Genomic DNA, 20,675 nt, shown 5'->3' on the forward strand with positions numbered 1-20,675 from the left:
ACCGCAATCTGATAGGGCATGTGCCAAGGTTAGGCGCCCGTTTCCCGAATCACAAGCATTGCCCTGGTTGTGGTCCTGCCCATTGATCGGCTACGCGACAGCTATGACCGAAACTTCACCGGCATCACCCGGCTCCCACAACGACGTCCTTCAGATGCAGAATGCCGCACTGGTGGCAGGGGTGAAGAAGCGAATGTCCCCGCTGGGCATGGCGCTGGCGGACCTCGTCGAAACTGCGCGACTCTGGCGCCTAGGTGTTATGCTGGGCGTACTTGATATCCGTCTGCGATATCGTGGATCCGCATTAGGGCCTTTGTGGATGACGGTGACGTCAGCGCTTATGGTTGCCTCAATGGGCATTATCTACAGCACATTGTTTCACATGAAACTTGGTGCGTATCTGCCTTTCCTCGCCCTGTCGCTGATGCTCTGGCAGGCGGGGCTGTCGAGCCTTATTTCGGAATCCTGCGAATGCTTTGTGAGCGCAGAGGAATCCATCCGGTCGGTACGTCAGCCATTCCTGCTTCAGGCGGTGAGAATGCTCACGCGCAATGCCGTGGTTTTTGGCCTCAACCTTATTGTGCCGTTTGTCGTCTTCGTGATTTTCGGTCGTTGGCCGGGGTTTGACGCGGTTCTGGCACTCCCTGGCCTTCTCTTATGGATGCTGGACGGGGTTGCGGCCTGCATGCTGCTCGGAAGTCTGTGTGCCCGTTTTCGGGATGTGCCGCCCATCATAGGCTCGCTCATGCAGATCGTTTTCTACGTTACCCCAATCATCTGGATGCCGCAGCAGATGGGCCCGAACTCCAGGCTGCTGATCTACAATCCGTTTTATGCCCTGCTGGAGATTGTGCGTGGGCCTCTTCTGGGTACGCCGCCCGCGCTTTCCGTTTGGGGAATGGCGATCGGCTCAAGTCTGGTATTCGGCCTTATTGCCACCGTTGTTTTCGTGAAGGTGCGCGCGCGCCTCGTGTTCTGGATCTGAGACGATGGCCCATATCAGTCTGCAAAACCTTTCGTTGTCTTATCCGGTGCTGCACGGAAGTGCGCGCTCTCTCAAAAAAACCCTGTTCGCGCGGGCCCGCGCCTCGCTGGGGAGCACCAAGTCCAAGGTCGGAGGAGCTTTGCAGAACGGCGTTTCCGGGCTTGAGGTTCTGGCACTCAAGGACATTACGTTCGATGTTGAGGGTGGAGAGCGTCTTGGGCTGGTCGGGCATAACGGTGCGGGTAAAACCACCCTACTGCGTGTGCTTGGTGGTATTTATGAAACGTCTTCAGGCAGTCTGTCGGTTGAAGGTGAAACGCATGCGATGATCAATCCTGGTTCCGGCATGAATCAGGAACTGACCGGGCGTGAAAATGTACATCTTTTTGCCCGCAGGCTTCAGCTTGACGTCAAGGAAACAGAAGCGCTGGAGGCCGACGTCGAGGCTTTTGCGGAACTGGGTCCATTTTTTGATCTTCCACTGAGGCTCTATTCCGCAGGCATGTCTGTTCGGCTGGGTTTTGCTCTGGCGACCGTTCCCCGTCCGCAGATTTTGCTTATGGATGAATGGTTCATGGCCGGAGACAGCAATTTTCAGGCGAAGGCACGTGTTCGGCTGGAGAGCATGGTGGAAACGGCTGAGATCCTCGTCTTTACGTCGCATTCGCTGGATATTTTGCGGGAGTGGTGCACGCGGGTCCTGTGGCTCGAAGCGGGCAAGATTGTCATGGACGGAAAGCCTGACGCTGTTCTTGACGCCTATGAGGCGTTCGTTGCCGAAAGTGGCTGATACCTTCTGGTGAGATCTATTCATCTCACCAGACTGTGTTCCTTTGTCACGGGCAGTTTATTTGTCCGGTTCAGGCATGTGTGGGCGTTCTGGCCGCATTGAAATGTTCTGAAAAAAGGGAGCGCTTCTACATGCGCCCATTGCGGGTTCTGCTTCTTTCCGGTCTGGCCCTGTCTGGCCTGCTGATGGTCAGCTCTGCGGCTGTTGCGCAGACAGTTGTCTCCGCCAATGACGGCCATACACTTCTTGAGCACGGTGTTCAGGTGCTGCCACGGCCTGTGCTGCATGACAGCCTCAGCACGCTGACGCGAGGTGCTGATGGCCTGTGGCGCGTAGTGGCAAATGTTGATGTCCCTGCAAGCGTTGTCGGCCCCCCAACCGGCCTGACACTGACGCCAGATGGCCATTATGCGATTGTGAGTTCAGCTTCTAAAGCGGACCCAGCAGGTGGAAAGATCGTACCCGATGACAGGGTGAGCGTCGTTGATCTCAAAGGTGCCGCACCAAAGGTCGTGCAGACAGTACAGGCCCGGCCGGGGGCTACGTCCGTTCGGCTAACGCCTGATGGCACTCATCTTATGGTGGCGAACGGCAAGTCCGGGTCCATCAGCTGGTTTAGTTTCCGCGATGGCCATCTCTCCAATGAGAAAGTCCTGATGATGCCCGTCGAGGGGGGCTTCGTGGGAGGTGTAGCGATCTCGGCAGATGGCAAAAAGGCGTTTGTCAGCCTGTGGAAGGGCGATCTGGTCTTCACCATTAATATTGATGGTGATGATCTGCATATTGATCCGTCCCCCATTCTGCTGGCACCCGGTGCCTGGACGATGCGCCTGACGCCGGATGGAAAATATGCATCCGTCAATGTGCTGGGTCATGGGGAGGGATTGCCGGGGGCTATCGCCATGCTGGATCTGCGGGGGCCAAGCCTGAAGGTTGTGGATCGTGTAGTTGTGCCAAATGCTCCGGAAGGGACTGATATTTCCCCGGATGGTCGCTATCTGGCCGTGGTATCCCAGAATGGTTCAGCGCTACCGGAGAGCTCGGCGCGATATCATGCCCGTGGTATCGTGACTGTATTTGCTCTGAATAACGGGCATCTCAAACAGGTTGCGCAGGCACCGGGTACTCTGTGGCCTCAGGGGCTCGTCTTTTCTCCGGACGGGAAAGAAATCATCACGCAGGGCGCTGTGGACCACAAACTCCGTACGCTGTCGTGGAACGGAAAGGTGTTGAAGGTTCAGGGAGACACGGACCTTCCAGGTGCAGGTGCCGATCTGGAACGGCAGCGATAAGGTTGGCGCTCATGCTGGGGCGGTCTAGGATCGGGCCGTTCCATCCCATGAAGGAGTCACACGATGTCTTACGCCGCTATTGACGCCGCCCGCGTTTCACGGGCTTCAAAATCCGCCCTCCAGACGCTTTCAACGGTCAAGGAGACGTCCGAAGCCCACCAGCGCAAGACCATTATGATTGAGCGTATTCAGGCGCTTGCCGCTGCAGCAGCAGAAACTGAGGGCTGCGGTGTGATTACCCTGACGTCAGAAGAGTTTTGGCTGATTTCCAAAAACTGGTGATCTGGGAGGCAGGGGACGTCCCCCTGCCGCACATAAACTTCGATCAGCCCTTGTAGGATGCGATTTCGATAAGATTTCCGTCCGGATCCCGGCAGTAGACGGACGTCATGGGCCCAAGGGCACCGATGCGGGTCGCCGGGCCGTTGAGCACTTCCACACCGCATTTTTCAAGATGGTGTACAACATCTTCGCTATCAATGGCGCTGGTGAAGCACAGGTCGGATGCGCCGGGAACGGCGCCCTTTGCTGTCTCCCATCCTTCTGATCCTTCAGGGCGAAGATTGATCTTCTGGCCGCCGAAGCTCAGTGCGACGCGATTATTGCGGCCATATTCCTCGATATCCATCCCCAGAACGCGCTGGTACCACGACGCCGAAACCGTTCTGTCACGGACGGTAAGAACGACATGGTCAAGTCGGTCAACGGTAAAGCGCATGGATTTGCCTCGTTGGGACAGTTTGAGTGGCAAGTATAGGACGGGATTGCTGGTGGAGGCCATGCCCCCGGAGATCCCTCACTGACTGGAAATATGTTGCGGGCGCTTGTGCTGTTCAAGCCAGCGCCCCAAAGGTCGCGCGATCATGGGGCCAAGCACGATGACAGCAATCATTCTCGCTGTCTGCAATGAGACGATGAACGGCAGGTTCACAGGGATGCTCGCGCTGATGATGACGACTGTATCCAGCCCGCCCGGGCTTGTGGCCAGATAAGCGCTCAGCAGATCGACATGTGCCAGTTTGGCAACCGGAAATGCCAGCGCCGCACAGGTCAGGATCAGGATGGTGGAAGACAGCGCGACAGCAGGCAGAGCGCTGAGGGCGTGGCGAAGGACGGGCCCTGTGAACCGTAGGCCTATGGTCCAGCCCAGAAGAAAATATGCCGGAACCCGCAGCCATTCAGGCGTTGCGACGGTAAATATGCCCGTCAGTTTCGCAATTGTGCCCAGAAGGATCGTGAGAAGCAGGGGGGCTGCTGGAATGCGGAGTCTGGGGCCTAGCAGGCTGCAACATAGTATGAGGGCGACTGTGGGATAGATGTCACCCACGCCACTTGGCGGTAGGTAGGGGACATGGTGGCCTGCAGTGACAATTCTGGCGACCACCGATGTAGCAATCGCGACAAGAATGACGCGGAAATAGAGCATGAACGCCACGAGGCGTGCATCCGCACCAAAAGCCTCGCACATCAGCGTCATCATAGACGCGCCGCCCGGAGATGAGCCCCAGAGGGCTGATGTTCCCGGGACGACACGGAAATATGCCAGAACGGCACCGGTCCCGAAGCTGACCACGACAACGGACAGCACACTGAAAAGCATGATGCCGCTATGCTGGACGATATCTCGCAGAACAGGTGCCGAAAGGCCTGAGGCCACCATGCAGGCAATAATGGCCTGTGAGAGCGAAAACAGGCTTTTCGGGACACGCACACCATGCCCGGAGACCGCAACAATGATTGCTGCGATCATGGGGCCGAGCATCATGCCAGCAGACAGATGCACAGCAAGAAATACAGCCACTGCCAGGACAGACAGACACAGCAGGCCAAGCCAGCGTAGGATGGTGGTGTGCAGGCTGAGTGCTGGTGGGAGTTCAGGCATCCAGAGTGAGATTATCCGATGTGACGACACGGGCAATGCGTGGGAACACGACGTTTACGGCCATGTCATGCACTTCCTTGCCGAAAGAGGTGCAGGAATCTTCGACGATTACGACGTTATATCCCAGTTCCCATGCGAAGCGCGCGGTTGATTCGACGCCAAAATTGGTGGCGATGCCCGTAAGAACGATGGTTTTGATGCCTCGGCGTCGCAGGGAACTGTCCAGCTTTGTGCCGGTGAATGCGCCCCATTGCTGCTTGAGAATGACCAGATCTCCCTCCTGCACAACGCCTTCCGCGAATTCGGCCCAGTCCGCAGGAAGCTGGCGTAGTGCCGCGCGTCCACCGACATCGCTCAGCCCACAGGGTGCGTCCCGCCCATCTTTTCCGAAAGCCACATGCACGGGCACGACAAGGCCGCCTGCTTTGCGAAAGCGCTCTGCCAGGGAGAGGGATTTCTGGAGGATGGTGGCAGAATCATAGGGCGCAAGATCCATGCCGAGGATGCCGCGTTGAAGGTCAATCATCACGAGTGCGGTGGTCGTGGGATCAAGTGATATGGTCATGCGTGACACTCCTGAGGTCCTGGAATAGGGTAGGCACCTACTAATAGTTGAGGATTATCTCGCATATGTCAAAAGGAGTCGAAATACCGGCACGTATCCCGATCCGACGTCATGGCGTAGCGAGGGTGGAAGCCATTCTGGAAGCCGCCACGAAACTCTTTGCGGAGCGTGGATTGCAGGGCACGACCATGTCTGCCGTGGCCGAGGAATCGGGAACGGCCCCAGGGTCGCTCTACAGGTTTTTCCGTAATCGGGATGAAGTGTGGGATGCGCTGCTGGATCGGTATGTCGCGCTGCGTTACGACCAGTTGTCAGAGTTGAGGGCCTGTGCACCACTCATGACGACGCAGGAACTGGCCCGGCATATGGTTCAGGATATGCAGAACCGTTTTCAACTTCGCAAGCTTGCGATGTCTTTTCTGGAAATCAGGGAGGATCTGGCGCCGAGGCGAAGGGAGCTGCGGCTCGAAATCCTGAGACGGACCGCCGATGTTTTGCAAGCACACGCACCGGAGGCAGACCCGGAAAGGCTGCCTGTTATTGCACGGATGGCGTCACAGATGCTCAGGATGGTCGCCGGCCTTGAAAAAGTTGAGGCCGACGGGGAGGGGGCAGTCATGCCAGAGCTGGAGCGTGCCCTGTGCCTCTACCTCACGGATACCCTGAGGAGGGTGCCGTGAGGTAGAGGGTTATTTCTGTGGCTTCTTGCGGAACGCTGCGAGGCTGACGACTTCCGCCTCTTTGGGTTCTTCGAGCTGAACTTCCGGGTGGTGAGCCGGATCGATATCGTCTGGCTCAACGGCGTCTTCCGGAATTTCGATATCTTCCTCAAGTTCGCCATGTGCGCTCGCGAAACGCAGAGCCATGCGGATGTGTGGGTCTGCGAAGGCGGTGATGGCAGAAACCGGGATAACCAGAATGCTGCCGACGCCGCCAAAAGACAGGCCTACAGACACGGTGTTCTTGTCGCGATCCAGTGCCAGATCCCAGAACTGGTGCTGGATGACGATGGTCATTTCTTCAGGATATTGCGCGCGTAGGCGGGACGGTACCACCACGCCCGGGCGATCGGTGCGGAATGTCAGGTAGAAATGGTGGGCGCCAGGCAGGCCTTCGGCTGCAACGTGCTCGATGGCACGCAGCATGACTTCGCGATACGCGTCTTCAACCCAGTCATCATAGGGAAGAAGGCTGTCCGGCAGGTCGTCGAACCCGTCATGGCCGTTGTTGTCGTCGTCGCTCATGGTTAAAAACCTGAATATTGTACGGTCAGTTGGGTCAGGTCTGCGACAGACGCGCGCCGAAGGCAAGTTGTCTTTGTGCGATCTTGTTGAAGTGGGAGGCTTCTGTTGCCCGGTGCCTCCCGAACCGCGCTTATCGCTTATGCAGCGACAGCGAGCACCTTAGAGTTATCATTGGCACTTGTAAGTTTAGCCCGATGACGGTGGTACAATACCGGGCAAAAGATAAGTCTTTACCGTGCGCGTCGAGCCTGTTTCGTCCCCACAGACCCCCTTTTGAGGGGTTTTTATTGGTGGAGACGCCGGGCACTGCCCCCGGGTCCACAACACTTATTCCACTTACCGTTTATCGCCATAGCTAGGGACGAACCCCCTGCACCGCTGAACATAGGCCTGCACGCGCGCCTTCGCAAGAGGATTGCGAAAAACTCAATAGGCTGGTGACCCGAAGGAGGTCAGCATGCTAGAGGCAGGTCATGGCTCTGACATCTGAACAGCGCGCCGAAATCGACGCGCAACGTACCGCTCCCCAGCTGACTTCCCGCCCGACCGTACCGGCGATGGAAGAGCTGCTTTACACGCCTTTCGAGGTTCTGGATCACGGTTTTGTCCGTGTCGTGGACTATATGGGTGATGATGGTGCTGTCGTGCAGGCCGCCCGCGTTTCCTATGGCCGGGGCACGCGCAAGGTATCAGAGGATGCGGGGCTTATCCGTTATCTGATGCGCCATCGTCATTCGACGCCGTTCGAGATGTGCGAGATCAAATTTCACGTGAAGCTGCCCGTCTTCGTGGCGCGCCAGTGGATTCGCCATCGCATGGCGAGCGTAAACGAATATTCGGCACGGTATTCGATTCTGGATCGTGAATTCTATCTGCCTGCGCTGGATCAGGTTTCGGCCCAGAGCAGCTCCAACCGTCAGGGACGCAGTGATGCGCTGGACGAAGATGCTGCCCGTCAGGTGCTGCATCTTCTGCATCGGGATGCCACCCAGTGCTACGATGATTACGAGACTATGCTTGACCCCGAGGGTATGGGTCTTGCCCGTGAACTTGCCCGCATGAATCTTACGCTGAACACCTATACGCAATGGTACTGGAAGGTTGATCTGCATAATCTCATGCACTTCCTCGCACTGCGTGCGGATGCACATGCGCAATACGAAATCCGTGTTTATGCCGAAAAAATGATTGAGATTCTCAAGGCATGGGTTCCGGCAACGGCTGCGGCTTTCGAGGAATATCGTCTGGGTGCTTTCACGTTCTCTGCCGGGATGCTCAAGGTGCTGCGTAGGCGTCTCGCCGGTGAGGACGTAGGGCAGGAGAATTCCGGCCTGACGAAACGGGAATGGATTGAGATGAATGCCATGCTGGACGCTCCCCATCCACATGGCTGATCAGGCAGGAAACCGGGCTTGAGCGATCTTGAAACCCTGTTGCGGGAAGCGAGGCTCCAGCAGGAAAAGGAGCCTCTTGCCGAGCCTGTTGTGCGGCAAGCAAGCCTGCGGCCATGGGGCATCACGGCCGGGGTGTTTGTCCTGATTTTTCTTGGAATCCATTTTCTCTGGCCAGTTCCTGCGAAGCGTGGCCTTCCCTTCTGTGGTCCCACAGTTACGGTATCTTGCCAGAAACCCTGACGGTCAGATTTGTCGTGGTGTAGTCAGGCTATCCCAATGACTTCCAATCCATGCGAAACCTTTGTGCATTCATGTAGCAAGGAGTTTCGCAATGACCCAACGTGTCGCCATCGTAACCGGCGGAAGCCGCGGTATCGGTGCAGGAATCGCTCTTAAGCTTGCTGAAGACGGCTATGATGTCGCCTTTTCCTATGCGCGCAATGCAGCGCGTGCAGAAGAAGTCGCTGCCGAAATTCGTGCCACAGGCCGCCGGGCACTTCCCATTCAGGCAGATGGCGGTTCAGCCGAGGGCAACCGCGCCATTATCGCCCGCACTATCCAGGAGTTCGGACGCATCGATGCGCTCGTTTGTAATGCTGGAATGTATCCTTATGGATCAATTGATCAGGCGGAAATCGAACAGATCGAGCAGGTTCTGAACCTGAATCTTCGCGCTGTTATGATCGAGACGTCTGAAGCAGTGAAGCATATGACGTCTGGCGGTCGTCTGATTTATATTGGTTCGGCGTTTGGAGAGCGTTCGCCGTTTCCGGGTATTTCGCTCTATTCCGCAACCAAAGCGGCACTTCCCGGATTTGCACGGGGCGTTGCGCGTGATCTGGGGACACGGGGCATTACGGCCAATGTCGTGCAGCCGGGGCCGATCGACACGGAACTTAATCCGGCAGATGGCGAGGGTGCGGCTCTGATCCGCAGTTTCTGTGCCACAGGCGGGTATGGAAAGGTGTCGGACATTGCAGAGGCCGTGTCATATCTCGCAAGCCCGGCTGCAGGTTATGTCACGGGCACTGTGCTGACTGTCGATGGAGGACTGTGCGCCTGATAGGATCAATCATCTGGCGGAATATTTTATTCCGCCAGAATGTGCTTCTCAGGATTTCGCGATGGAGCGCCCCTTGGCACCAAGGGTCTCGAAAGCTTCATCCAGGCGCTGGATAATGCTCTTCTCGCCTGCACGCAGCCATTTGCGTGGGTCATACAATGATTTCAGGGGCTTGCCCGAGGTCGGGTCAATCTGGTGGCGGAAGGCCTCCGGATTTTCAAAGACGCGGGCGCCCACGCCTTCTGCGAATGCGAACTGCACATCCGTATCGATGTTCATCTTGAACACACCATAGGATACCGCGGCTTCGATATCCGCGACTTCCGAACCCGAACCGCCGTGGAAAACCAGGCTGAGCGGCTTTGGTCCCGTTTTTGCCACTGCTGCGACAGCCTGCTGGGAGGCAAGAAGAATCTCGGGGCGCAGCTTGACGTTCCCAGGCTTATAGACGCCATGGACGTTACCGAAAGACGCCGCGATGGACACTGTGCCGAGAGGGGCCAGCAGTTCCCAGGCGCGCAGAACGTCTTCGGGTTGCGTGTAGAGATGCGCGTTGTCCGCACCCTCTTCAAGGTCATGGCCAACGCCATCTTCCTCGCCGCCGGTTACGCCCAGTTCGATTTCGAGTCCCATGCCCAGAGGCGCAAGGCGCTTAAGCATCTCAGCCGAGGTTTCCAGATTTTTCTCGATCGGTTCGGCTGAAAGGTCGAGCATATGTGATGTGAAGAGAGGGCGTCCTGTGGCGGCAAACTCGTCTTCGCTGAGGCTGATCAGGTCATCGAGCCACGGAACAAGCTTGCGATCGGCGTGGTCGGTATGGAGGATGACCGCAATCCCGTATTCCTTCGCCAGAAGGTGGACATGGCGCGCAAGGGAAGCAGCACCAAGGACGCGGGCACGGTGCGCATCCGGGAGGCCTTCTCCGGCAAAGAAGCGTGCACCACCGTTGGATGCCTGAATAATGACGTCTGATCCATTGCGGGCTGCGGCTTCAAGGACGGCGTTGACGCTGTTCGTTCCAACGACATTGACGGCCGGCAGGGCGTATCCGCCGTCCCGGCAGGCATCAAGCAGAGTGCGGTAGTCTGCGCCACTGACGACGCCTGGAGAGATGCTTGGCATGGTGGGCTCCGGATCACAGGAGACAAAGAGGCATGTGCCTCAGACAGGAAACGTGCATTGTATATGTGAGAACGTATGACAAGTCAGCGGTTCGCACGTTTTGGTGTTTTGTGACCTAGTGTGCAGCTGTGTTGCCTGTTGTGCTTTCCGCACGGTATCATGGAGGCATTATGGCACCGAATCTCTCCGATCCAGATCTCCCTGCCCGCATTCTCGTGGTCGAAGACGACGCGGGAATGAGAACACTCATCCTGCGCGCGTTGCAGGGTGGGGGTTTCCGCGTCCGTGGCGTTTCCAGTGGCGAGGAAATGTGGGCTGCTCTCGATGTGGCACCTGTGGACCTCATCATTCTCGATGTCATGCTTCCGGGCGTGAGTGGCATTGAGCTCTGTCGTGCTCTGCGCAATGGGCAGGGTGCGGCACATCCGAACGAAACCGCGCCTGCGCAGGTCCCCATCATTATGGTTTCCGCGCGTGCTGAAGAACGTGATCGTGTGACGGGTCTTGAGATTGGCGCGGATGACTACGTGCCCAAGCCTTTCGGCCAGCGTGAGCTTCTTGCCCGTGTTCGTGCCGTTCTGCGTCGCGGAAGCGTGGGCACGTCTACTGAAAAGGTTCGCCGTGAGACGTTGCGTTTCGCAGGGTGGACACTGGATCTTCGCCGCCGGGAACTGACGGATCCAACAGGTGCGACGGTCGATATCTCAGGCGCTGAGCACGATCTGTTGACGAGCTTCCTGGACAATCCACAGCGCGTGATCGCCCGTGACCGTCTGCTGGAACTGTCCCGAACACGTCTGGGTGATGTCTCTGATCGCAGCATCGATGTGTTGGTCAGCCGATTGCGCCGCAAGCTCGGGCATGATGCCGATACGCTGATTCGCACAGTGCGCGGTCTTGGATACATTTTCGTTGCAGAGGTTGAGCGGGTCTGACTGGCGCGCACCGCATATTACTTTGGCCTTTGGGTCTTGTCGGGAGGGTCACTGTCGTACTCGCAGTGGCCATCACGATGGTCTTCCTGGCCAATGCTGTTTTCTACGAAGAAGCTGAAACCTATATCGTCGATGATGCGCGGATTGCGCAGCTTGGCGAGGCTCTCAGCACGGATTTGCGTGTTCTGGCGGCAGCGCCCCTTACACAGCGGTCTTTCCTTGCCGTGATGCTTTCGGGCGCGGAGCTCAATCTGAGCTGGCAGCCCGTGAATACTGTGCCTGCCAGACATGGCGCGCATTTGTCCTATGGACTCGGGCAACTTACCCGACGCCTGATCGAGAATGATCCGGCGCTCGTCCATGCTCATCTTTCGCTTTATACGATTGGCGCCGGTGTTTCGGACGTCATGGGTTCCGTCCAGCTTCCGGACGGTAGCTTTATTTTCTTTCGCGTGCCAGGAATGCTCGGTCGCCACCAGCATGTTACCCGCGGACTTGCGTCTGCCGCCATCGTCGCTGGTGCGGTTGTGCTGGCTGCGACGATGCTTGTTCGCGGCCTGAGCATGCCTCTACGCGCGCTGGCAGGTGTTGCTGACCGGATTGGCTCAAACGAGACGTGGGTCCCGCTGGATGAGCGCGGACCTCGCGAAGTCCGTGGTCTCGCGCGCGCCATGAACGCCATGCAGAAGCGGATTCAAAGCCTGATTAACGATCGTACGCAGGCGCTTGCGGCTGTATCACACGATCTGCGGACGCCCCTCACAAGGCTTAGGCTGCGATGTGGGTTTCTGAATGATGGTGAAGCCCAGTCTGCGATCGAAGCGGATCTGGACGAAATGGAAGCCATGGTGAATGGCGTTCTTGCCTATCTTTCAGGCGCGGATGATCCGGAGGTTCCCAGAACGATCAATCTTGTTGCGACTCTGGCCACGCTTCTGGACGACCACGCCGACCGTGGGCGGGATGCACGATATGAAGGACCGGACAGAGCGCTCGTCAGGGTGCGGCCTCTGGCGATCAAGCGCGTTCTGTCCAATCTGATCGAAAACGCTCTTAATTACGGCGGTAATGTTCTGGCAACGCTTGAGCGTACCGCAGATGGTGGTGTGCAGGTTTCCATCAGCGATAATGGCCCCGGCATTCCCGAGAGCGAATATGAACGTGTTCTGGCCCCTTTCTACAGGCTGGAGAGCTCACGCTCCCGACAGACGGGCGGTATGGGACTCGGGCTGGCTATTGTGACGCGTGAAATTGCTCGAGAGGGGGGATACCTTAAACTCGGGCGTGGAGATGCCTCTAAGGGATATGGTGGGCTGTGTGCCACAATCGTGCTTCCTCCATCGGAGGAGCCGGTCTCAGCGCGCGGAAGCAGGACTAATCCGGTCCGGGGTCTTGCTTCCTGAATTAAAGTGGCACATCTCAAGGGCAACTGGAGAATGAGAGCCATGACTTCAATGCTGATCGAGACTGAGGATACCCCGAACCCCGCGACCCTGAAATTTCTTCCGGGTCGCAGCGTGACGGGCGATTCCCGTCCTGTTGATTTTGGCGATGCGGATGCGGCTGTAGGTCGTTCGGCGCTTGCGGAATCATTGTTTGATCTTCCGGATGTGCGACGTGTGTTTCTGGGAAGCAACTTCGTTTCCATCACCAAGGCTGATGGTGTCAGCTGGGGTGATGTGAAGCCTGTCGTGCTCACTGCGCTGACGGAATTCTTTGCGACTGGCCGACCGGTTCTGGCGGGTCATCAGGATACTGTCGAACATGATATCGCCCCTGAAGACAAGGAAGTCGTGGCTCAGATCCGCGAGCTTCTTGATACACGGGTCCGTCCGGCTGTTGCTGGGGACGGTGGCGATATCGCATTCCGTGGCTACAAGGACGGCATCGTATACCTGACGATGCAGGGTGCATGTTCGGGTTGCCCGTCTTCCCGCGCGACGCTTAAGCATGGCGTCGAGAACATGCTCCGTCATTACGTGCCGGAAGTGGTTGCGGTCGAGCAGGTCGAGGATTGAGGAATGGAGCAGCAGACATCTGACCTGCCCGTAATGGATATGAACGAAACGGCTGTACCGTCTGGTCCGGTGCCGGGTGCGGAGAAGCTGTTTACGGATGCGAGAACACCACAGGCGTTTTCGCCGCGTCCGGTCAGTGAAGATGTTCTGCGTCGCCTGTATGATCTGGTGAAGCTTGGCCCAACCTCGGGTAACTGCTCTCCGGGTCGTTTTGTCTTTCTGACTAATCAGGATTCGCGTGAGCGCATTCGCCCTGCGCTGTCTCCAGGGAATGTTGAGCGGGCCATGAGTGCCCCGGTTCTGGCCGTTATCTGTCAGGACCCATTGTTCTTTGAGACATTGCCGCGGCTTGGGTCTCAGGAAGGTCTGCGGGACTGGTTTGCAGCAGATGTCGGCCTTTCGGAAGAAACGGCGTTTCGTAATAGTACGCTAGAAGGCGGCTATCTGATTATTGCTGCGCGAATGCTTGGCCTGTCAGTGATGCCAATGTCTGGTTTCGATAGCTTCATGGTTGAAGATGCGCTTCTTGCGGCAACGGGTTGGCGGGCAAATTTTCTGGTTGGTCTAGGCTATCCGGCAGAAAACGAACCACATCCAGATCATGCAGTACCCCGGGCACCTCGTCTTGATTTCGGTGAAGCCTGTCTGTGTCTCTGAAAACTCTGGTTTTTAATGGCGCCGGTGCTGGTGCGGGACACACCAACCTGATCGCACTGATTGAGGGGGAAAATGTTGTCGCGCAGCGCCTCATAACGGGGCGGGGTGCATCTGAGCAGTTTGCTCCTCTGGTGCGTGATCTTCTTCATGAAGCGGGCTGGGCAGGGGCGCCCGACCTGGTTGCAGCTGTCGTCGGGCCAGGTTCGTTTACGGGATTGCGGGCATCATTGTCTTTGGCGGCAGGGTTGTCGGCTGGCTGGGGATGTCCGGTAGCGGGTGTGACGCTTGGGGCAGCCATCCGCGCCACGCTCGGCCGCCCAGATGTAACCTGCGTCAGTGTTGCGCGTCGTGGACGTGTTTTTGTGGACAGCCCGGAAGGGGCCGTTATCGCAGTCCAAACGGATGTGTTGGATGCTTCATGCTGGAAAGCTGCGGCCGGAGATGCCGTCGCTGAGGTGTTCGGTCTTTCATGTGAAGTGCTTGATTGTGTTGCGCCAACGGCGTTGGGCATTTTGCATGCAGCCCGAGACGGGCGCTCCCGGCCTCTGATGCCACTGTATGTGGACCCGCCTGAGGCTAAGCCTCCGGCTACAGGGCTTCGTCCCGCTCCTTTATGACATTGCACGATATTCGGGTTTCCCGACTGGGCAGTGGCTGTGAAGCGCTGCTCGCGGCCATGCACGCGGAAGCGTTCGAAGCTGGAGAAGTATGGGACGAGGCTTCTTTTGGCTCTTTGCTCAGTATTCGGGGGACTGAAGCGATTGTGGCCATGGTTGAAGGGCAGCCCGCAGGATTTCTGCTCCTGCGGACAATTGCTGATGAAAGTGAAATCCTGACGCTGGCTGTCCGTCCGAATGTAAGGCGTCTGGGAATCGGAGCATGTCTCGTTCGGGAAAGTATGAAAGATTATTCAGTATTTCTTGAAGTATCTGTTCTTAACAAAGGCGCGTTACGCTTGTATAAGCGGTGTGGTTTTAGTGAAGTCGGTTGCCGATCTTCGTATTACGCGGATGGCTCAGACGCTCTCGTGCTTTTGTTCAAGCCTTGACCACCCTGAAACAATAGTCTTCTGCCGCCTCGGAAGTGCCTGAAGTTTCGAGGATTTCGTGTCCAAGGCTTCTGATGGAAGAAGCCACATTTCTACGAGGCTCTTCACCTTTCACAAGAATGTTGATGACTTCTCCGGAAGTCATGTTGTCCAGGCGTAGCCGCACATGCACTGTTGTCATTGGGCAAATCAGGTGCCGGACATCAAGAACATTTATGTCATTTTTTGTCATTTACGTTTCCCTATAAGATATATGCTTGCAGTATGTTTTTTATTACTGCTACATGCGCGTCTCCACAGGATGAAGAAGGTTTAATAATGTCGCAAGAGTCCGATGTTCTTGGCATGCGCCGTCTGACAGCGCAGATCATTACCGCTTATGTTTCCAGCCATGATATTGCTTCCGAGGCGCTTCCGGCTCTGATCCGGTCCGTCCACGAAGCTCTTGCGAATGTGGAAGTCCCGGAAGAAGTCCCTGCTGAAAAGCCGACACCTGCCGTTCCGCCGCGCAAGTCTGTATTCCCTGACTACATCATCTGCCTTGAAGATGGAAAGAAGCTGAAGCTTCTGCGTCGTCACCTCAAGACAGCCTACAACATGACACCGCAGGAATACCGTGAGCGTTGGGGTCTGCCGCCGGAATATCCGATGGTTGCACCGAACTACGCCAGCCATCGTTCCTCGCTCGCGCGCAAGATCGGTCTGGGCCGTCGTCGCGAAGACTGAGACCGAACTAACATATTGCCCCTGTGACTTCATCCGCAGGGGCGGTATGCTGTTCTGACAGTAAAATTGGACAAGCTGATCCTTTATCGGCTAGGCCGCAGACATGGTGGTGAGCACAAAATCTGTGGATAGAAATCCCCGAGCCGGCAGTCGGCGTTCTCCTGCTTCCGGAATCGTAGATGATTCGCCGATAGCGCGCCTCTGTGTGCAGAACGGTCTGAAGATGACCGGGCAGCGACGTGTCATCGCCCATGTGCTTTCCGAAGCCGAAGATCACCCGGATGTTGAAGAGCTTTATCGACGCGCCTCTGCGCTCGACAGCCGTATTTCCGTAGCTACCGTCTATCGGACAGTCAGGCTTCTGGAAGAAAAGGGTATTCTGGCCCGCCGTGATTTCGGCGGTGGTCGTGCCCGATATGAGGCCAGTGAAAATGGCCATCATTATCATATCATCGACGTTGACAGCGGCCGTGTGGTTGAATTCGAGAATGATGAACCGGTCATTCTTCTGACGCAGATTGCCGAAAAGCTCGGTTTTGATCTTGTGTCTCACCGCATAGAGCTGTTTGCCCGTCGACGTGGGGGAAGTCGTTCTGCCTCTTCGGAGACGAAGGCAAAGAGCGACAGCATCAACACAGAGACGAGCGGATCATGACCAGCAAACCAGCAGAATCGGATCTCATCACCTCTATGAAGGGTAGTGAGGCTGCAAAGGCCGGTCACACTCTGGCAAGTAGCGAAACGACGCTGAAGCAGATGGAAACGCTCTCAACCCTGGCACTGGATCGCGATGGCGGTTTTCAGGAGCTTCGGGGTGGCGATCTTGGCGTTCGTATTGCGACGACCGAAGCAGAGCGCGATGCAGCTCAGGCACTGCGTTACAAGGTCTTCTTCGAGGAAATGGGCGCACGTCCGGACGAACGGACTTTCCGCACAAAGCGCGATGTGGACGAGTTTGATGAGGTTGCTGACCATCTGCTGGTCATTGATCACGCCATATCTTCCGGTGCCGAAGGCGTTGTTGGTACTTATCGTCTATTGCGTTCGGATGCCGCAGAAAAACTTGGGCGTTTTTATACGTCGTCCGAGTATGATATTTCTACATTGACAGAATTTCCGGGGCGTCTGTTGGAAGTCGGACGTTCCTGTGTGGAACGCGGGCATCGTGGGCGTTCTGCGATGCAGCTTTTGTGGCGTGGCATTGCGTCTTACATCTTCCTTCACCGTATTGATGTGCTGTTTGGCTGTGCAAGCCTCGCGGGGACCAATCCGGATGCTCTGGCTGATGAACTGACCTATCTGCATCACAATCATCTCGCACCTCCGGCCCTCCGCATCCGTGCATTGCCAGACCGCTACGTCGAGATGCAGCGCACGGACCCCCACGCTCTTGATTTCCGGGCCTGCGTCAACAAGCTGCCCCCGTTGATCAAAGGTTATCTTCGCCTAGGCGGTTATGTCGGTGATGGTGCTGTGGTGGATGAGCAGTTCAACACCACGGATGTTGCTGTTCTGGTTAAGAGTGAGCTTCTGGCTGACAAATACTATCGCCATTATGAGCGCCGACTGCGCGACGCGCTGGACTGACGCTGTCTCGACGGACGACCTCTTTTAGCAAGGCCGGGTAAGAACGTTCTGTCGTTTGAACCTGGCCTTATTTCTGTTTGCCGCTTTTCAGTCAGGGCGGTTTCTTCTCAAATTCGGACGGTGCTTTTTCCATGAACCCGACGCTTCCTGTCCGTGGCTGGCGCCTGGCCGCTCTGATGTTGCTTTCCGGCGCTTTTGCAGCGCTCTCGCTCCCTCCTGTGTGCGCGCTTTTCGTGCTGCCACTCGGATTGCTGGTGCTGTATCGCGCTGCAGAAGACGCCAGAAGCTGGAAGCAGGCTGCGCTTTGCGGTTTCCTTTTTGGAATGGGGTTTCATATTGCGGGTCTATATTGGCTGACGAATGCCATCCTGACCCGTGTGCATGAATTCTGGTGGGTGGTGCCGTTTGCATCTCCCGGTGTGTCCCTCATCATTGCGCCACTGGTGGCTGTGCCCGCAGTCCTGTGTCGACTGGTGCCCGCAGGGTGGCGCCGGGTGTTGATGTTCTCCGGAAGCTGGACTCTGGTGGATATGGGGCGAGTATTTCTGTTTTCCGGATTTCCGTGGAACCCGCTTGGAAGTGATCTGGAATTTCCAGGTGTAGTTGGAGATGCCTTTATTCAGCCTGCCAGCCTGATTGGTGTCGATGGCATTACGCTGTTTGTCGTGCTGGGTGCTCTGACGGTCTTTCGCAGCCGCAGGGCAGCTTCGGCTGTTCTGATAGCGGCCATTTTGTGGGGTGGCTGGGGTTACTGGAGACTTGAAACAGTTCAACCGCTTGATGTTGTCAATCCGCGCGCTGTTCTTGTTCAGGGGAATGTTTCTGAAGACGAAATCATCAGCCATCAGAGTGCAATCGAGAATTTCCGACGCTATCTCAGACTGACCTCTAAAGGTGTACAGCAGGCGCGCGACGATGGAAGCTCCCGCCCGGTTGTTGTGATCTGGCCTGAGTCTGGCTTTCCCGGTCTTCTGGATGAAGACGAGCTTGCACGGCAGATGATTGAGCAGGCAGCCAGTGGCGCACCCTCCCTGATCGGCTCAGACCGTGAAAAGGATGGCCACTGGTTCAATAGTCTGGAAGCAGTGGCGCCTGACGGGCATATCGAAGCGATCTACGACAAAAGTCGTCTTGTCCCGTTTGGTGAATATCAGCCCTGGATCTTGCCGTTCAATATTCTTCCGGGCGTTATTACGCCGGGTCCTGGTCTCAGGACGTGGACTTTGCCTGATATTGGCTCCCTGGGACCGATGGTCTGCTATGAAATCATTTTTTCAGGCTCGGTGACGGAGCGTCACAAGCGCCCTAACTGGCTTCTGACCATTTCGAATGATGCCTGGTACGGAAATAGTGCGGGCCCCCGTCAGCATCTTGCAACGGGACGGATGCGCGCCGTTGAAGAGGGGTTGCCTGTTGTTTTTGCAAATAATACCGGTATTTCAGCTGTTTATGATGGGCGCGGCCATGAAGTTAGTCGTCTTGGATGGGGATTGGCCGATGCATTGGTCACCGATGTTCCGCCACCGTTAAAGGCAACACTATTTTCGCGTTGGGGGCGGGCGATCCCGGCATCATTGGCCATTCTGTTTATGCTTTTGGCTTTTATCCCTCGTCGGGGGCAGAGAGCAGAGCGGGTTGTGTTTGTACCAAAAGGTTAACATTGATAATATTAGGTTGTTTGGGTAACCTTCCAGAAGTTTTCTGGAGAGGAATTGCGGAATGACAACGTCGACAGAAGGCGCGGCGGCCAAGAGTGTATCAGCCGCGGGTCCTGTCGACGCTCATGTGGGTGGCCGCATCCGTCTGCGTCGGACACTTCTGGGGATGTCTCAGGAAAAACTGGCAGATGCGCTTGGGCTCACATTCCAGCAGGTTCAGAAATATGAACGTGGCACCAATCGTGTGGGAGCAAGTCGCCTTTACGATCTTGCTCGGGTTTTGGATGTTCCCATAGGATTTTTCTTTGATGACATGCGGGAAGATACATCAGCGGCGTCTGCCCCTGTTTTCCCAGTGTCGACTGGTTTCGCGGAGACGCAGTCTGCATTCGGGGGGCCGCCACCCAAGGCTGTAGCATCACCCAAACTCTTCGATCTCCCGCCAGATGAAGCGTCTCTCTTTACCAAACGGGAGACTGTTGATCTTGTGCGCTCATATTACCGCATCCCGGATTCGTCCATGCGAAAGCGGATGCTTGATCTGATACGCAGCATGTCTTCCACATCAGAAACGCTCTGATTACTCGCGTTTGAGAACGTTGTCGTTCAGGAAAGACGCAAGTTTGCCGGCTTTGAAATCTGCACGCAGGCGGTCTTCGTCATATTCATTTCTGACCCAGTCGAGAAATGGAATGCGTCCTTCTGCTTCATCCCGGTAACGCAGGAAGAACGCATCCAGAATTCCGGTACGGGAGCGGTTGAAGTGACCAAATTTCCAGTGGAGTTGTCTGAGGGCCTGCGTTGCAGTTCCTCCCTCAAACATCACGACCAGGCCTGACGCCAGACCTGCGCGGTCTGCGCCGGATTTGCAGTGCATCAGCATGGGAAATTGCAGGGTTTGATACATGCCATAAAAGCGCAGGATACGATCGCGATGTGGTGCACCGCGGCTTTCGAATGCCATGTCGAGATGGTCAAGCCCGAGGGTTTCGCTCGCGCTGCGTGAGAGCGCGTCGGAGCCGCACTGGCGATGCCCGCGCAGATTCACAAGTGTCTTCAGGCCAAGGCTGGATTTAAGGCGCTTCAGCCGGGCAGGGGTTGGATGATTGCAGCGCCATACCTTGCTCGGAATGACGGGAGTGACGTTTGTCCAGACGAGGCGGAAGATTGCGTGGTCTACGAAGAGGCTGTCCCACCAGGCACGGCGGCGAGCGGCGGAGGAAGTAATCCGGCCTTCAAACATGATCTGGTGTCCTGAAAGGATTAGCCCATGCGGGCGTGAACATGGGCGCTGTGTCCCATTCCGGGCAGGGATGCGTCAACCGCGTAAAAGTGCTATCACTGCGCACATGAGACGTATGTCGTTCATTCTTCTTGCCCTGCCTCTTGCCCTTACAGCCTGTGGCGCCTCGTCGCTGTTTGATGGGCCGCCTGCTGATATGTCCGAGCTTCCGCCTCCTGGCGCGGGTTCTGATGGTGGGCGACACCATCGCCATCATGATGGCAATACTGGCTATGCAGATGATGCACCCATTCCATCTTCGCGGTCCGCAGAAATGCCTGAGAGTAATGGTCGCAGTGCCGCTCCGGGAACGGTTTCAATCGGTTCTGGTAATGGAATGGATCTTACTCCGCGTGCTTCAACGCCGGATACGGAAGTCTCTTATGGATCAAATACGCACTGATCCAGTATTGTGATTCTAATGCTC

27 protein-coding genes and 1 other RNA gene are annotated in these 20,675 nt (G+C 56.6%); 20 read left to right on the forward strand and 8 right to left on the reverse strand.

What is annotated here, in order from left to right:
- Positions 1-103 precede the first annotated feature (103 nt).
- From GWA01_RS12585 to GWA01_RS12600, 4 genes are all read left to right on the forward strand, one after another.
- On the forward strand, positions 104-985 hold the full coding sequence (locus tag GWA01_RS12585) for an ABC transporter permease (RefSeq protein ID WP_146798619.1): 882 nt from the start codon (positions 104-106) through the stop codon (positions 983-985).
- Between the two features lie 4 nt (positions 986-989).
- Positions 990-1,775 carry an ABC transporter ATP-binding protein gene (locus GWA01_RS12590; RefSeq protein ID WP_146798621.1) on the forward strand — a complete coding sequence of 262 codons (786 nt, stop codon included), beginning with the start codon at positions 990-992 and terminating at the stop codon, positions 1,773-1,775.
- 131 nt (positions 1,776-1,906) lie between these two features.
- Positions 1,907-3,067 carry a lactonase family protein gene (locus GWA01_RS12595; RefSeq protein ID WP_228118652.1) on the forward strand — a complete coding sequence of 387 codons (1,161 nt, stop codon included), beginning with the start codon at positions 1,907-1,909 and terminating at the stop codon, positions 3,065-3,067.
- A gap of 63 nt (positions 3,068-3,130) precedes the next feature.
- Entirely contained in the window at positions 3,131-3,349 is a 219-nt protein-coding gene (locus tag GWA01_RS12600) for a hypothetical protein (RefSeq protein ID WP_146798623.1), read from the forward strand.
- A 43-nt stretch (positions 3,350-3,392) separates the two neighbouring features.
- Here GWA01_RS12600 and GWA01_RS12605 read toward each other — a convergent pair whose 3' ends face one another.
- The 3 genes from GWA01_RS12605 to GWA01_RS12615 form a co-directional block, all read right to left on the reverse strand.
- On the reverse strand, positions 3,393-3,785 hold the full coding sequence (locus tag GWA01_RS12605) for a VOC family protein (RefSeq protein ID WP_146798625.1): 393 nt from the start codon (positions 3,783-3,785) through the stop codon (positions 3,393-3,395).
- Between the two features lie 78 nt (positions 3,786-3,863).
- The gene (locus GWA01_RS12610; protein ID WP_146798627.1) at positions 3,864-4,949 is read right to left on the reverse strand and encodes an AbrB family transcriptional regulator; all 1,086 of its coding nucleotides are present in this window, start codon (positions 4,947-4,949) and stop codon (positions 3,864-3,866) included.
- Positions 4,942-5,514, reverse strand: coding sequence for an isochorismatase family protein (locus tag GWA01_RS12615; RefSeq protein ID WP_146798629.1), 573 nt, complete (start codon positions 5,512-5,514; stop codon positions 4,942-4,944). The genes GWA01_RS12610 and GWA01_RS12615 overlap by 8 nt, the downstream gene beginning before the upstream one ends.
- Positions 5,515-5,579: 65 nt before the next feature.
- Between GWA01_RS12615 and GWA01_RS12620 the strand changes: the two genes are divergently transcribed.
- Positions 5,580-6,194, forward strand: a complete 615-nt coding sequence (locus GWA01_RS12620; RefSeq protein ID WP_146798631.1) for a TetR/AcrR family transcriptional regulator — start codon at positions 5,580-5,582, stop codon at positions 6,192-6,194.
- A 9-nt stretch (positions 6,195-6,203) separates the two neighbouring features.
- On the opposite strand, the gene GWA01_RS12625 is transcribed toward GWA01_RS12620, so the two are convergent.
- On the reverse strand, positions 6,204-6,758 hold the full coding sequence (locus tag GWA01_RS12625; protein WP_146798633.1) for an SspB family protein: 555 nt from the start codon (positions 6,756-6,758) through the stop codon (positions 6,204-6,206).
- A gap of 90 nt (positions 6,759-6,848) precedes the next feature.
- Positions 6,849-7,172: a transfer-messenger RNA gene (ssrA, locus tag GWA01_RS12630) on the reverse strand.
- 59 nt (positions 7,173-7,231) lie between these two features.
- Here ssrA and thyX point away from each other — a divergent pair.
- The 3 genes from thyX to GWA01_RS12645 all read left to right on the forward strand — a co-directional run bounded on the left by thyX (position 7,232) and on the right by GWA01_RS12645 (position 9,215).
- The gene (thyX, locus tag GWA01_RS12635; RefSeq protein WP_146798635.1) at positions 7,232-8,152 is read left to right on the forward strand and encodes an FAD-dependent thymidylate synthase; all 921 of its coding nucleotides are present in this window, start codon (positions 7,232-7,234) and stop codon (positions 8,150-8,152) included.
- Positions 8,153-8,170: 18 nt separating this feature from the next.
- A complete protein-coding gene (locus tag GWA01_RS12640) occupies positions 8,171-8,392 on the forward strand; it encodes a hypothetical protein (protein ID WP_146798637.1) in 222 nt (73 codons plus the stop codon).
- Between the two features lie 91 nt (positions 8,393-8,483).
- A complete protein-coding gene (locus GWA01_RS12645; protein ID WP_146798639.1) occupies positions 8,484-9,215 on the forward strand; it encodes an SDR family NAD(P)-dependent oxidoreductase in 732 nt (243 codons plus the stop codon).
- Positions 9,216-9,263: 48 nt separating this feature from the next.
- On the opposite strand, the gene fbaA is transcribed toward GWA01_RS12645, so the two are convergent.
- Positions 9,264-10,337, reverse strand: a complete 1,074-nt coding sequence (gene fbaA, locus GWA01_RS12650) for a class II fructose-bisphosphate aldolase (RefSeq protein ID WP_146798641.1) — start codon at positions 10,335-10,337, stop codon at positions 9,264-9,266.
- 170 nt (positions 10,338-10,507) lie between these two features.
- Between fbaA and GWA01_RS12655 the strand changes: the two genes are divergently transcribed.
- From GWA01_RS12655 to GWA01_RS12680, 6 genes are all read left to right on the forward strand, one after another.
- The gene (locus GWA01_RS12655; protein ID WP_146798643.1) at positions 10,508-11,272 is read left to right on the forward strand and encodes a response regulator transcription factor; all 765 of its coding nucleotides are present in this window, start codon (positions 10,508-10,510) and stop codon (positions 11,270-11,272) included.
- 77 nt (positions 11,273-11,349) lie between these two features.
- Complete coding sequence (locus GWA01_RS12660; RefSeq protein WP_146798725.1) at positions 11,350-12,675, forward strand: ATP-binding protein; 1,326 nt, start codon at positions 11,350-11,352, stop codon at positions 12,673-12,675.
- A gap of 51 nt (positions 12,676-12,726) precedes the next feature.
- Entirely contained in the window at positions 12,727-13,290 is a 564-nt protein-coding gene (locus tag GWA01_RS12665) for a NifU family protein (protein WP_146798727.1), read from the forward strand.
- 3 nt (positions 13,291-13,293) lie between these two features.
- Positions 13,294-13,947, forward strand: a complete 654-nt coding sequence (locus tag GWA01_RS12670) for a malonic semialdehyde reductase (RefSeq protein ID WP_146798645.1) — start codon at positions 13,294-13,296, stop codon at positions 13,945-13,947.
- Positions 13,938-14,564 carry a tRNA (adenosine(37)-N6)-threonylcarbamoyltransferase complex dimerization subunit type 1 TsaB gene (tsaB, locus tag GWA01_RS12675; protein ID WP_229316090.1) on the forward strand — a complete coding sequence of 209 codons (627 nt, stop codon included), beginning with the start codon at positions 13,938-13,940 and terminating at the stop codon, positions 14,562-14,564. The genes GWA01_RS12670 and tsaB overlap by 10 nt, the downstream gene beginning before the upstream one ends.
- Entirely contained in the window at positions 14,561-14,995 is a 435-nt protein-coding gene (locus GWA01_RS12680; protein WP_146798647.1) for a GNAT family N-acetyltransferase, read from the forward strand. The genes tsaB and GWA01_RS12680 overlap by 4 nt, the downstream gene beginning before the upstream one ends.
- On the opposite strand, the gene GWA01_RS12685 is transcribed toward GWA01_RS12680, so the two are convergent.
- Positions 14,985-15,227 carry a sulfurtransferase TusA family protein gene (locus GWA01_RS12685; RefSeq protein WP_146798649.1) on the reverse strand — a complete coding sequence of 81 codons (243 nt, stop codon included), beginning with the start codon at positions 15,225-15,227 and terminating at the stop codon, positions 14,985-14,987. The two genes, GWA01_RS12680 and GWA01_RS12685, sit on opposite strands and share 11 nt — an antisense overlap.
- Before the next feature lie 86 nt (positions 15,228-15,313).
- On the opposite strand from GWA01_RS12685, the gene GWA01_RS12690 reads away from it, so the two are divergent.
- From GWA01_RS12690 to GWA01_RS12710, 5 genes are all read left to right on the forward strand, one after another.
- On the forward strand, positions 15,314-15,721 hold the full coding sequence (locus GWA01_RS12690; protein ID WP_146798650.1) for a MucR family transcriptional regulator: 408 nt from the start codon (positions 15,314-15,316) through the stop codon (positions 15,719-15,721).
- 103 nt (positions 15,722-15,824) lie between these two features.
- A complete protein-coding gene (locus GWA01_RS12695; RefSeq protein ID WP_371858451.1) occupies positions 15,825-16,376 on the forward strand; it encodes a Fur family transcriptional regulator in 552 nt (183 codons plus the stop codon).
- Positions 16,377-16,477: 101 nt separating this feature from the next.
- Complete coding sequence (locus GWA01_RS12700) at positions 16,478-17,308, forward strand: GNAT family N-acetyltransferase (RefSeq protein WP_146798735.1); 831 nt, start codon at positions 16,478-16,480, stop codon at positions 17,306-17,308.
- A gap of 131 nt (positions 17,309-17,439) precedes the next feature.
- A complete protein-coding gene (lnt, locus tag GWA01_RS12705) occupies positions 17,440-18,966 on the forward strand; it encodes an apolipoprotein N-acyltransferase (RefSeq protein ID WP_146798652.1) in 1,527 nt (508 codons plus the stop codon).
- Positions 18,967-19,027: 61 nt separating this feature from the next.
- Positions 19,028-19,546, forward strand: a complete 519-nt coding sequence (locus tag GWA01_RS12710; protein WP_146798654.1) for a helix-turn-helix domain-containing protein — start codon at positions 19,028-19,030, stop codon at positions 19,544-19,546.
- Here GWA01_RS12710 and GWA01_RS12715 read toward each other — a convergent pair whose 3' ends face one another.
- Positions 19,547-20,209: a protein-tyrosine phosphatase family protein gene (locus GWA01_RS12715; RefSeq protein WP_146798656.1), complete on the reverse strand. Its 663-nt coding sequence runs from the start codon at positions 20,207-20,209 to the stop codon at positions 19,547-19,549.
- Between the two features lie 115 nt (positions 20,210-20,324).
- Here GWA01_RS12715 and GWA01_RS12720 point away from each other — a divergent pair, with 115 nt between their 5' ends.
- Complete coding sequence (locus GWA01_RS12720) at positions 20,325-20,651, forward strand: hypothetical protein (RefSeq protein WP_146798658.1); 327 nt, start codon at positions 20,325-20,327, stop codon at positions 20,649-20,651.
- Positions 20,652-20,675: the final 24 nt, after the last annotated feature.

The sequence above is a fragment of the Gluconobacter wancherniae NBRC 103581 genome (genome assembly GCF_007988885.1).
GTDB lineage: Bacteria > Pseudomonadota > Alphaproteobacteria > Acetobacterales > Acetobacteraceae > Gluconobacter > Gluconobacter wancherniae.

Excerpts from the sequence above, each read along its gene's own strand:
- GWA01_RS12685 (WP_146798649.1), bottom strand. The coding sequence starts at position 15,227 with ATGACAAAAAATGACATAAATGTTCTTGATGTCCGGCACCTGATTTGC.
- GWA01_RS12695 (WP_371858451.1), top strand. The coding sequence starts at position 15,825 with ATGGTGGTGAGCACAAAATCTGTGGATAGAAATCCCCGAGCCGGCAGT.
- GWA01_RS12620 (WP_146798631.1), top strand. The coding sequence starts at position 5,580 with ATGTCAAAAGGAGTCGAAATACCGGCACGTATCCCGATCCGACGTCAT.
- GWA01_RS12715 (WP_146798656.1), bottom strand. The coding sequence starts at position 20,209 with ATGTTTGAAGGCCGGATTACTTCCTCCGCCGCTCGCCGCCGTGCCTGG.
- GWA01_RS12680 (WP_146798647.1), top strand. The coding sequence starts at position 14,561 with ATGACATTGCACGATATTCGGGTTTCCCGACTGGGCAGTGGCTGTGAA.
- GWA01_RS12700 (WP_146798735.1), top strand. The coding sequence starts at position 16,478 with ATGGAAACGCTCTCAACCCTGGCACTGGATCGCGATGGCGGTTTTCAG.
- GWA01_RS12665 (WP_146798727.1), top strand. The coding sequence starts at position 12,727 with ATGCTGATCGAGACTGAGGATACCCCGAACCCCGCGACCCTGAAATTT.
- thyX (WP_146798635.1), top strand. The coding sequence starts at position 7,232 with ATGGCTCTGACATCTGAACAGCGCGCCGAAATCGACGCGCAACGTACC.
- GWA01_RS12710 (WP_146798654.1), top strand. The coding sequence starts at position 19,028 with ATGACAACGTCGACAGAAGGCGCGGCGGCCAAGAGTGTATCAGCCGCG.
- GWA01_RS12595 (WP_228118652.1), top strand. The coding sequence starts at position 1,907 with ATGCGCCCATTGCGGGTTCTGCTTCTTTCCGGTCTGGCCCTGTCTGGC.
- lnt (WP_146798652.1), top strand. The coding sequence starts at position 17,440 with ATGAACCCGACGCTTCCTGTCCGTGGCTGGCGCCTGGCCGCTCTGATG.
- GWA01_RS12590 (WP_146798621.1), top strand. The coding sequence starts at position 990 with ATGGCCCATATCAGTCTGCAAAACCTTTCGTTGTCTTATCCGGTGCTG.
- GWA01_RS12660 (WP_146798725.1), top strand. The coding sequence starts at position 11,350 with ATGGTCTTCCTGGCCAATGCTGTTTTCTACGAAGAAGCTGAAACCTAT.
- GWA01_RS12655 (WP_146798643.1), top strand. The coding sequence starts at position 10,508 with ATGGCACCGAATCTCTCCGATCCAGATCTCCCTGCCCGCATTCTCGTG.
- GWA01_RS12645 (WP_146798639.1), top strand. The coding sequence starts at position 8,484 with ATGACCCAACGTGTCGCCATCGTAACCGGCGGAAGCCGCGGTATCGGT.
- GWA01_RS12605 (WP_146798625.1), bottom strand. The coding sequence starts at position 3,785 with ATGCGCTTTACCGTTGACCGACTTGACCATGTCGTTCTTACCGTCCGT.
- GWA01_RS12615 (WP_146798629.1), bottom strand. The coding sequence starts at position 5,514 with ATGACCATATCACTTGATCCCACGACCACCGCACTCGTGATGATTGAC.
- GWA01_RS12600 (WP_146798623.1), top strand. The coding sequence starts at position 3,131 with ATGTCTTACGCCGCTATTGACGCCGCCCGCGTTTCACGGGCTTCAAAA.
- GWA01_RS12610 (WP_146798627.1), bottom strand. The coding sequence starts at position 4,949 with ATGCCTGAACTCCCACCAGCACTCAGCCTGCACACCACCATCCTACGC.
- GWA01_RS12690 (WP_146798650.1), top strand. The coding sequence starts at position 15,314 with ATGTCGCAAGAGTCCGATGTTCTTGGCATGCGCCGTCTGACAGCGCAG.
- fbaA (WP_146798641.1), bottom strand. The coding sequence starts at position 10,337 with ATGCCAAGCATCTCTCCAGGCGTCGTCAGTGGCGCAGACTACCGCACT.
- GWA01_RS12625 (WP_146798633.1), bottom strand. The coding sequence starts at position 6,758 with ATGAGCGACGACGACAACAACGGCCATGACGGGTTCGACGACCTGCCG.
- GWA01_RS12720 (WP_146798658.1), top strand. The coding sequence starts at position 20,325 with ATGTCGTTCATTCTTCTTGCCCTGCCTCTTGCCCTTACAGCCTGTGGC.
- GWA01_RS12585 (WP_146798619.1), top strand. The coding sequence starts at position 104 with ATGACCGAAACTTCACCGGCATCACCCGGCTCCCACAACGACGTCCTT.
- GWA01_RS12670 (WP_146798645.1), top strand. The coding sequence starts at position 13,294 with ATGGAGCAGCAGACATCTGACCTGCCCGTAATGGATATGAACGAAACG.